At 69.3% G+C, this 9,501-nt stretch carries 9 protein-coding genes; 5 read left to right on the top strand and 4 right to left on the bottom strand.

Translation table 11 applies throughout. From position 1 onward, the window contains the following. The 4 genes from mptB to ABDV69_RS07275 form a co-directional block, all read left to right on the top strand. Positions 1 to 1,497 (top strand): polyprenol phosphomannose-dependent alpha 1,6 mannosyltransferase MptB (mptB, locus tag ABDV69_RS07290; RefSeq protein WP_343572899.1); only part of this gene is annotated, 1,497 nt, incomplete at its 5' end. Continuing rightward, positions 1,494 to 2,426 carry an ABC transporter ATP-binding protein gene (locus tag ABDV69_RS07285; protein ID WP_343572897.1) on the top strand — a complete coding sequence of 311 codons (933 nt, stop codon included), beginning with the start codon at positions 1,494 to 1,496 and terminating at the stop codon, positions 2,424 to 2,426. The genes mptB and ABDV69_RS07285, both read left to right, overlap by 4 nt. Next, on the top strand, positions 2,423 to 3,199 hold the full coding sequence (locus tag ABDV69_RS07280) for an ABC transporter permease (RefSeq protein ID WP_343572896.1): 777 nt from the start codon (positions 2,423 to 2,425) through the stop codon (positions 3,197 to 3,199). The genes ABDV69_RS07285 and ABDV69_RS07280 overlap by 4 nt, the downstream gene beginning before the upstream one ends. Positions 3,200 to 3,338: 139 nt before the next feature. Next, the gene (locus tag ABDV69_RS07275; protein ID WP_343572895.1) at positions 3,339 to 4,292 is read left to right on the top strand and encodes a heme A synthase; all 954 of its coding nucleotides are present in this window, start codon (positions 3,339 to 3,341) and stop codon (positions 4,290 to 4,292) included. Here ABDV69_RS07275 and ABDV69_RS07270 read toward each other — a convergent pair. Then, a complete protein-coding gene (locus tag ABDV69_RS07270) occupies positions 4,242 to 4,916 on the bottom strand; it encodes a hypothetical protein (protein WP_343572894.1) in 675 nt (224 codons plus the stop codon). The two genes, ABDV69_RS07275 and ABDV69_RS07270, sit on opposite strands and share 51 nt — an antisense overlap. Before the next feature lie 31 nt (positions 4,917 to 4,947). On the opposite strand from ABDV69_RS07270, the gene ABDV69_RS07265 reads away from it, so the two are divergent. Then, positions 4,948 to 5,928, top strand: coding sequence for a quinone oxidoreductase (locus ABDV69_RS07265; RefSeq protein WP_343572893.1), 981 nt, complete (start codon positions 4,948 to 4,950; stop codon positions 5,926 to 5,928). Between the two features lie 14 nt (positions 5,929 to 5,942). On the opposite strand, the gene ABDV69_RS07260 is transcribed toward ABDV69_RS07265, so the two are convergent. The 3 genes from ABDV69_RS07260 to ABDV69_RS07250 all read right to left on the bottom strand — a co-directional run bounded on the left by ABDV69_RS07260 (position 5,943) and on the right by ABDV69_RS07250 (position 9,492). Then, positions 5,943 to 7,466 (bottom strand): PPE family protein, encoded by a 1,524-nt coding sequence (locus ABDV69_RS07260; RefSeq protein ID WP_343572907.1) that lies wholly within the window; start codon positions 7,464 to 7,466, stop codon positions 5,943 to 5,945. A gap of 86 nt (positions 7,467 to 7,552) precedes the next feature. After that, positions 7,553 to 9,181: a PPE family protein gene (locus ABDV69_RS07255; RefSeq protein ID WP_343572891.1), complete on the bottom strand. Its 1,629-nt coding sequence runs from the start codon at positions 9,179 to 9,181 to the stop codon at positions 7,553 to 7,555. Positions 9,182 to 9,183: 2 nt separating this feature from the next. Continuing rightward, a complete protein-coding gene (locus tag ABDV69_RS07250; protein WP_343572890.1) occupies positions 9,184 to 9,492 on the bottom strand; it encodes a PE family protein in 309 nt (102 codons plus the stop codon). Positions 9,493 to 9,501: the final 9 nt, after the last annotated feature.

Here is a 9,501-nt window from a genome sequence, read left to right as displayed (position 1 = left end):
CCGTCGCGGATCCAGACGGTGTCGCTGACGATGACCACCACCGGCGCGGTGATGATGGCGCTGGCCTGGCTGATGCTGGGCCGGTTCGCGCTGGGCAAGCGGAAGATGTCCCGCGGCGACCTGGACCGCACGCTGCTGCTGTGGGTGCTGCCGCTGCTGATCGCGCCCCCGATGTACAGCAAGGACGTCTACTCCTACCTGGCGCAGAGCCAGATCTGCCGGCTCGGCCTCGACCCGTACCGGGTGGGCCCGGCGACCGGCCTGGGCCTCGGCCACGTCTTCACGATGTCGGTGCCGAGCCTGTGGCGCGAGACCCCGGCCCCCTACGGCCCGCTGTTCCTGTGGATTGGCCGCGGCATTTCGGCGCTGACCGGCGAAAACATCGTCGCCGCGGTGCTCTGCCACCGGCTGGTGGTGCTGCTCGGGGTGGGCCTGATCGTGTGGGCGACACCGCGACTGGCCCGCCGCTGCGGGGTGGCCGAAGTCAGCGCGCTGTGGCTGGGGGCGGCCAACCCGCTGCTGATCATGCATCTGGTCGCGGGCATCCACAACGAGGCCCCGATGCTCGGGCTGATGCTCACCGGCACCGAGCTGGCCCTACGCGGCTTGGAAATCGGGGACTCCGCCCGCCCGCTGTGGCCGCGACCGTGGCCGCGGGCCAGCGGCCAATGGGCGGACTGGGCGCCGCTGGGCATGCTGCTGGCCGGGTCCGTTCTGATTGTGCTGTCGTCGCAGATCAAGCTCCCGTCGCTGCTGGCACTGGGCTTCGTGACGATGGCACTCGCCCAGCGCTACGGCGGCGGCCTCACGGCGTTCTTCCTCACCGGCGGGTTGATGGCGGGGTTGTCGCTGGCGGTGATGGCGGCCGTCGGATCGGCCAGCCGGCTGGGTTTCGGCTGGATCTTCACCTTGGGCACCGCGAACGTGGTGCGCAGTTGGATGTCGCCGCCGACGCTGATCGCGCTGGGCACCGGGCAAGTGGGCATCCTGCTGGGCCTAGGCGATCACACCACGGCCGTGTTGTCGCTGACCCGTGGCATCGGCGTGTTGATCATCGCCGTGCTGGTGTCCTGGCTGCTGCTCGCGGTGCTTCGCGGCCGGCTGCATCCGGTCGGTGGACTCGGGGTCGCGCTCGGTGGGTGCGTCCTGCTGTTTCCGGTGGTACAGCCCTGGTATCTGCTGTGGGCGATCATCCCGCTCGCGGCGTGGGCCACCCGGCCGGGCTTCCGCGTCGCGGTGATCATCGTCACGATGGGCGTCGGCGTGTTCGGCCCGACCGCCAACGGCGACCGGTTCGCGCTGTTCCAGATCGTGGACGCCACCCTGGCCAGCACCCTCATCGTGGCCCTGCTGATCACCGTGACCTACGACCGTCTGCCGTGGCGGCCGCTGCCCGACAACGAGCCCGCTCCCGACGCCGCGGACCATGATCGGCTGCCCGACGGGCAGACCCCGCGGCCCGACCCGCTGCCCGGCGCTTACGCTAAATCGTCGTGAGGCCCGCTTCCGATACCCCCGTGCGGCTGCGCGGGGTGTGCAAGCAGTACGGCTCGACCACCGCCGTCTCCCAACTCGACTTCGACGTGCACACCGCCGAGGTGCTGGCGCTGCTCGGCCCCAACGGCGCCGGCAAGACCAGCACCGTGGAGATGTGCGAGGGGTTCATCCGTCCCGACGCCGGCACCGTCGAAGTGCTCGGCCTGGATCCGATAGCGGACAACGCGCGGCTGCGGCCACGCATCGGCGTGATGCTGCAGGGCGGCGGCGGCTACCCCGCGGCCCGCGCCGGGGAGATGCTGAACCTGGTCGCCTCGTATGCAGCCGATCCGCTGGACCCACAGTGGTTGCTGGCCACGCTGGGTTTGACCGACGCGGCCCGCACCACCTACCGGCGGCTCTCCGGTGGGCAGCAGCAGCGACTCGCGCTGGCCTGTGCTCTGGTGGGACGGCCAGAGTTGGTATTCCTCGACGAGCCCACCGCGGGGATGGATGCACAGGCCCGAATTCTGGTGTGGGAGTTGATCGATGCGCTGCGCCGCGACGGCGTCACCGTCGTGCTGACCACCCACCAGCTCAAGGAAGCCGAAGAACTTGCCGACCGGTTGGTGATCATCGACCACGGGGTGACGGTGGCAGCCGGCACGCCCGCAGAGTTGACCCGCAGCGGTGCCAAAGGCCAACTTCGCTTCAGCGCTCCCCCGCGGCTCGATCTGTCGTTGCTGGTGTCGGCGCTGCCGGAGGACTACCAGGCGTCGGAGGCGACGCCGGGCGAATACCTGGTGGAGGGGCCCGTCGAGCCGCAGGTGCTGGCCACCGTCACGGCGTGGTGCGCACAGATCAACGTGCTGGCCACCGATTTGCGGGTGGAGCAGCGCAGCCTGGAAGACGTGTTTTTGGATCTGACCGGCCGGGAGCTGCGGGCATGAGTGAATCCCATTTTCCGGCAGGCACTTTCAGCCCCGACCCCCGTCCGGCCGCGGTGCCCAAGATGCTGGCCGCGCAATTCGGCCTGGAGCTCAAGCTGCTGCTGCGCAACGGCGAGCAACTGCTGCTGACCATGTTCATCCCGATCACGCTGCTGATCGGGATGACGCTGCTGCCGCTCGGATCGTTCGGGGCCAACCGCGCCGCCACGTTCGTCCCGGTGATCATGGCGCTGGCGGTGATCTCCACCGCGTTCACCGGCCAGGCCATCGCGGTCGCCTTCGACCGCCGCTACGGCGCTCTCAAACGGCTGGGCGCAACGGCGCTGCCGGTGTGGGGCATCATCGCCGGCAAATCGGCGGCGGTCGTGACCGTGGTGTTTTTGCAGTCAATCATTTTGGGCGTCATCGGTTTTGCGCTCGGCTGGCGGCCGCACCCGGCCGGTTTGGCGCTAGGTGCGGCGGCGATCGCGCTGGGCACCGCGGTGTTCGCCGCACTCGGCCTGCTGCTCGGTGGCACCCTGCGGGCCGAGATCGTGCTGGCGGTGGCCAACCTGTTGTGGTTCGTCTTCGCCGGACTCGGCGCGCTCACCATCGAGTCCGGCGTGGTCGGGTCCGCGGTCAAGTGGGCGGCGCGGCTCACCCCGGCCGGGGCGCTCACCGAATCGCTGTCACGCGCAATGAACCTGTCGGTGGACTGGTTCGGCGTGCTGGTGCTGGTGGTGTGGGGCACGCTGGCCGGCCTGGCCGCGCTGCGCTGGTTCCGGTTCACCTGACCCGGCCCTTGGCGGCCGAACGTGAAGTCAACTTCACGCTCGACGCCCAGCGTGATGCTGGGTTCACGCTCGCGGGACGATCACCCCTGCCGCGAGGCCCTACTACGGGACGTAGTTGTCGTTGCCCTACGATCGGGCGATGCCTGTCGGGCGATCATTGCGACGGTTGTCGCGACCCAGCCTTCGCGCGCAGCGGATCATCGCGGCAGCGGTGATCGTGACCCAGGGCGGCATCGCCGTCACCGGGGCGATCGTCCGCGTCACCGCCTCGGGGCTGGGTTGCCCGACCTGGCCGCAGTGCTTTCCGGGCAGCTTCACCCCGGTCGCCCATTCCGAGGTTCCGCGGATCCACCAGGCCGTGGAGTTCGGTAACCGGTTGATCACGTTCGCGGTGGTGCTCACTGCGGCACTGGCGGTGCTGGCCGTCGTCCGCGCGCACCGCCGGCGCGAAGTGCTGGTCTACGCGTGGCTGATGCCGGCATCGACGGTGCTGCAGGCGGTGATCGGCGGCATCACCGTGCGGACCGGGCTGTTGTGGTGGACGGTGGCGATTCACCTGCTGACCTCGATGACGATGGTCTGGCTGTCGGTGCTGCTGTTCGTCAAGGTCGGCCAGCCCGATGACAACGGGGCCGGAGTGATCAATGCTCTGGTGCCCAAGCCGCTGCGAATGCTGACCGCGCTCAGCGCGCTGACGCTGGCCGCGGTGCTGGTGGCCGGCACCCTGGTCACCGCGGCGGGTCCGCACGCCGGCGACACCAGTCCGAACCGAACCGTCCCGCGACTGCGGATCGAGATCACCACGCTGGTGCACGCGCACACGTCGCTGCTGATCGCCTATCTGGCGCTGCTGGTCGGGCTGGGGTTCGGGCTACTGGCCGTGCGCGCGCCGCGGCCGGTGTTGGTGCGGTTGCTGGTGCTGCTGGTCGCGGTGTTCGGCCAGGCCACGGTCGGGACCGTGCAGTTCTTCACCGGAGTCCCCGCGGCTTTGGTCGCGGTGCACGTCGCCGGGGCGGCGATCTGCACCGCCGCCACCGCGGCGCTATGGGCTTCGATGCGAGAGCGGACCCAGCCCCAACCGGTCCAGGGCTGACTCGACGCACAGCGCGAACCGTCGCTGCGCGAAGTCCCGAGCCTCGTCGTCGAACAGTCGCCAACCCAGCTGCGGAGCAACCAGATCCAGCTCGGCCAGCTCGGCGTAACCGGCTTCCTCGATCACCTCCGCGCGGGCGTACAGCAGCTCTTCGACACCGATGCCGACGTGGTCCACGGCCGCCTGCAGGGCCGCCTGCCCGAGGCTCCACAGCTCGAAATCTGCATCGATCGGCGAGTTCGCGACAATTGCGTGGGACTGGATGCCCCCGAGAAACACCAGCGCGGTGCGAACCGCGGAGCCGGACGGGCGACGTCCCCGCAGCACCGGCACCCCCGCGCGGCCCAGATCGCGCAGATACCGCCGGCGGTTGTTCCATGCGACGACGTCAGGAGCGTTGAGCAGGTTAGGCACTCGCTTGGTCCACGGCAAAAACTCGGCATGATCGCTGCGGTCCCGCAAGATCACCAGATCGGCCTCGAGCGTGCGCGGGTCGTCCCAGAACAACCAGTGCGCGTGCAGTCCGCGGGTGCGCAGCGCAGCGACCAGGCCGGCGTCATCACCGTCCGCCGAACCGGCCAGCACGATCCGGGGATGACGAATGTCGGGGCGGGCCAACTTCATGCGGACTCCATGGGTGCGGATGATAGTCACCATGCACGCAATCGAAGTCGCCGAACACGGCGGTCCCGAAGTTCTGCGCTACGTCGAGAAACCACCGCCCTCCCCCGGTCCGGGTGAGGTGCTGATCAAGGCCGAGGCGATCGGGGTGAATTACGTCGACACCTATTTCCGCTCCGGTTCGTATCCGCGCGAGCTGCCCTTCGTGGCGGGCATCGAAGTGGCCGGGACGGTGGCCGCCGTCGGTACGGGCGTGACGGAACCCAGCGTCGACGATCGGGTGGTGACGGCTGTCGCATCGTCGGGGTCCTACGCCGAGTTCAGCACCGCACCAGCGCAATTCGTTGCCCGCGTGCCGAACGAGATCGGTTTGGAGGTAGCCGCCTCGGCGCTGCTGAAGGGGCTGACGGCGCATTACCTGATCACGTCGGTGTACGCGGTGCAGTCCGGCGACACGGTCCTGGTGCACGCCGGGGCAGGTGGGGTCGGGCTGATCTTGACGCAGTGGGCGGCCAGCCTGGGCGTCCGGGTGATCACGACGGTGTCGACACCGGCCAAAGCCGAGCTATCCCGGCAGGCCGGCGCGACGGACGTGCTGGACTACCCCGACGACGATCCTGCGGAGTTCGGCCGGCGCATCCGCGAGTTGACCGCCGGCGCGGGCGTGGCCGCGGTGTACGACGGCGTCGGGGCGAGCACGTTCGACGCCAGCCTGGCCAGCCTGGCCGTGCGAGGAACGTTGGCGCTGTTCGGCGCGTCCAGCGGGCCGGTTCCGCCGGTCGACCCGCAGCGGCTCAACGCCGCCGGCTCGGTGTACCTGACTCGCCCATCGCTGGCTCATTTCACCCGCACCGGCGAGGAGTTCGCCTGGCGCTCAAAGGAATTGTTCGACGGGATTGCCGCAGGTTCGATCAGCGTGACGGTGGGCCGGCGCTATCCGTTGGCCGATGCCGCCCAGGCGCACCGCGACTTGCAGGGCCGTCAGACGGTCGGCTCGATCGTGCTGACGCCATAACGGCTGGCGAGGCCTCACGGGCGCCCACCGGGATCCCAGCTGCCCGGCATCATCGGCACTGTCGGCCCGCCTCCGAATTCGTCGCCGGCAAGCGTGGTCAGCCCCGCGGCTTGCTCAATGGCCTCGCTGTGCACGGTTCCGGCGAAACCCAAGGGTCCGGCGCCGTTGCCCGATGCCGACGGATGGTCATCCGTCGGCACGCCCCAGTCCGGGTCGAGCTCGATGGTCGTATCGGCAAATTCATCGCCGTGGTCGCGCGCTATCGTGCGCCGACGTCGCCGCGCCTGCCGCTGCTCCCGCGCGGCCGCGACCGCTGCCGCGGCGGCGCTGTCAGGCTCCAGCGCCTTGCGTTTGGCACTGGCACTGGCGCCGGCGCGCACCCTGATCCCCGAGTCGAACCCGATGCGTGGTGGCCCCACCGCGTAGGGCGGCACGAAACCCGGCCCAACCGCGGCCGGCGGCGCCGGCGGCACGGCACTGGTGACGGTGCTCGCCATCGGCGGGGAAAGCGGTGCCGGAGTTGTGCTGGGGACCCCAGCGGGCGCGCCGAGGGTAGACGCCGACGCCGCGGCCGGCAGTACCTCGGGCGCAGCCGGCGCAGGTGACGGCGCCGGTGCGAAAGCGGTTGCGGGAGGCTCCGGGGCGGGCAGTCCGGCCAGGCCCGCCAAGCCGGCCACCGATCCGGCGGAGGCGGTCGCGAGCCCGGCGGCGGCGGACGGCAGAAACGCATATCCGAGCGGGAAGAACACCTCATCGCCGTCGAAGAACACATAAAGCGGGTTCACCAACAACGACAACGGATCCGTCAAGAGTCTGCTGATCAAGTGCGTCTGTGTGTAGCCGACCGGATTGGTCAGGAAGTCATATATGTTGTCGATCCCGAACGCATAAGCGGTTTGGTTCGAAATTCCTAACCGCTGCAGGTAAGCCAGCACTGTGTCGAAGCTCACCGGCTGGGCGGCCTGTGCTGCGGCAGTCTGCCCCGAGGAAGAGCCCGCGGCTTTCAGAATCTGCGGCGCGGGGGCGGTATGCGGCGCGGACTCCGCCGCCGCGCTCGCGACCGCCTGGTAGGTCGTCATCGTGGTGGCCGCCTGGACCCACATCCGGACATAGTCGGCCTCGTTGAGTGCAATCGGAATCGTGTTGATGCCAAAGAAATTCGTTGCCAGCAACACCCCGTGAACCGCGTGATTGGTGGCCAACTCCGGCATCGTCGGCATCGCCGCGAGCGCGGCGCTGTAGGCCGCGGCGGCGGTCTCGTGCCGGGCGGCCGCTGCGGCGCTGTCAGCGCTGGCCTGCGTCAGCCACGCCAGATACAGCAGGTTCGCGACCACGTAGGACTCCGCGCTCGGCCCCTGCCACGCGTCGCCCTGCACCGCCGCCAGCACTGCGCCGAGTTCCTCTGCTGCGATCGCGTATTCGCTGCTCAGGGAGTTCCACGACGCAGCAGCCGCCAGCAACGAACCCGGCCCCGGACCGCTGCTGAGCAACGCCGAGTGCACCTCCGGCGGAGACGCCATCCAGATGGGCGCGTTCAGGGTCAGACCTCCTGCGGATCAGATCGGGACCGCAGAATGTTAGCATTGCCTAAGCTAACCTGTCGAGCTTTGTGGAAGGCCGGCGGCTACCACGTGTTGGGAAGCATCGGCATTCGCGGCCCGCTTCCGAAACCGTCATCGCTGAGGGTCGCCAGTCCCGTCGCCTGTTCACCGCTCTTCGACCCGGTCCCGGAGAATCCCAGCGGCCCCGCGCCCCGATCCGAGGATTCCGTCGAGGCACCCCATTCGGGGTCGACATCGACGTTCATGTCGGCGAATTCGTCATAGTGATCGCCCTGCGTCGCACGGCGCCGCCGCCGGGTAGGACGCTTTGCTGCGGCGGCCGTTGCCGCCGCAGCCGCTTCGGGCGCCTTCGACGCGCCACGCGATGTCGGCTCCTTGGTCTTGGCTTGCGCGCCAAGCCCCGCGCCGATCGTCGGACCGCCCACGATGTACGGCGGGGAAAATCCTGGCCCCGCCCCCGGCGAACCCAGCGAGGGTGGCGGCGCAGAACCGGCGGGGGCGCTCGCGGCGGTCGCCGATGTCGGCGAGGCCGCCGGGGCGCCTGGTGCGACCGAGGACGCCAGCGCCGCCGGAGCGCCGACCGGGAACAGCGGCGGTGCCACCACGGACTCGACCGGGGGCAGCGGTACCACCGGCTGGGCCAAGGCACCCAGGCCGGCCAGTCCAGCGGCGCCCGCGCCGAGGGGCGCGAGCGCTGCGCCGCCTACCGCCGCGTAGAGCGCCGGACTCTGGCTCAAGAAAATGAGGACTTGCTCGATGTGCAGCGGAAAGTCGAACAGCGCAAAGCTGAAAAAGTATTGGATAGCCTCGACCGGATTCTGCGCCAGGTAGGTGCTGAACTGGGACAGGTCTTCGCTGAGTTCGAGGAGTCGGACAACGTAGTAGATCGGTTGACTGGGGTCCGCATACGAGTCGAAGGTCATCCCGTTGACGGTGCCTTGGGCGGGGTTGAAATTTATCCCGAAGTTCTTCAGCACGTCCGCCAGGAAGTTTTCGAACGGGTTGACGATATGCGGGTCATGGGCGGTCAGGCTGTTTCCGATCCCGAACTGCTTCAAGATGTTCTGCAGCCACTGCGGGATCCCCAGCGGGTTGTCGCCGCTGAGGCTGCTATACGGATTGCCACTTGCGGCAGGCTGCGCCGCGTCGTTGGATTTCAGGATCGGCGGCGCGGTGCCGGTGGTCGGCGTCGCCGCGACGGCGGTGTCGGCGACGGCCTGATAGGTGCTCATCGTGGTGGCGGCCTGGACCCACATCCGCGCGTAGTCGGCCTCGTTGACGGCGATCGGAATCGTGTTGACACCAAAGAAATTCGTGGCCTGCAGCGCCCCGTGCACGATGTGGTTAGTGGCCAACTCCGGCAACGTCGGCATGGCGGCCAGGGCGGCGGTGTAGGCGGCGGCCGCGGTCTCGTGTTGCGCGGCCGCGGCGGCGCTGTCTGCGCTGGCCGTGGTCAGCCAGGCCAAATATGGCACATAAGCCGAGACGAACGACTCGGCGCTCGGACCTTGCCAGACGCCGGCCTGCACCTCGGCCAGCACCGAAGTGAGTTCCTCGGCCACCGAGGTGTATTCGGCGCTCAGCGAACTCCACGCCCCCGCGGCCTCAAGCAGCGAGCTGGGCCCTGGGCCACTGCTCAACAATGTCGAGTGCACCTCCGGTGGCGCCGCCATGTAGACGGGCGCCGTCACGGTCAGCCCCAGACGCCGTGATACGACGCCGCGGCGGCGGCATCGCGCGCGGCGTAACCAGCACCCGATTCGGCGACCCCGACCCCCGAGCGCCCAAGCTCCTCGGAGCCCTGGGCGGCGGCAGCCGCATGCTGACCACCGCGCACACTGAACCCACCCGCAGTCTGCAGCGACACCGGATCGGCGGCAGGCGGGAGCACGGCCGTGATCATCGGCGCCGCGCCCGCCTGGGCAGACGCCAACCGCGCCGTCAGGGCTTCGATGCGCGCGCTGGCAGCTGCAAGGCCTTCTGGAACGACGCGCAGCGTCATGACAGCCTT

Origin of the sequence: Mycobacterium sp. (genome assembly GCF_039583785.1) — a bacterium.
Lineage (GTDB): Bacteria > Actinomycetota > Actinomycetes > Mycobacteriales > Mycobacteriaceae > Mycobacterium.
The sequence above is the reverse complement of the archived record's forward strand: the minus strand, read 5'-3'. Positions and strand labels throughout refer to the sequence as shown.

Coding starts and splice junctions, on each gene's coding strand:
- ABDV69_RS07280 (WP_343572896.1), top strand. CDS start 2,423: ATGAGTGAATCCCATTTTCCGGCAGGCACTTTCAGCCCCGACCCCCGT.
- ABDV69_RS07275 (WP_343572895.1), top strand. CDS start 3,339: ATGCCTGTCGGGCGATCATTGCGACGGTTGTCGCGACCCAGCCTTCGC.
- ABDV69_RS07270 (WP_343572894.1), bottom strand. CDS start 4,916: ATGAAGTTGGCCCGCCCCGACATTCGTCATCCCCGGATCGTGCTGGCC.
- ABDV69_RS07265 (WP_343572893.1), top strand. CDS start 4,948: ATGCACGCAATCGAAGTCGCCGAACACGGCGGTCCCGAAGTTCTGCGC.
- ABDV69_RS07250 (WP_343572890.1), bottom strand. CDS start 9,492: ATGACGCTGCGCGTCGTTCCAGAAGGCCTTGCAGCTGCCAGCGCGCGC.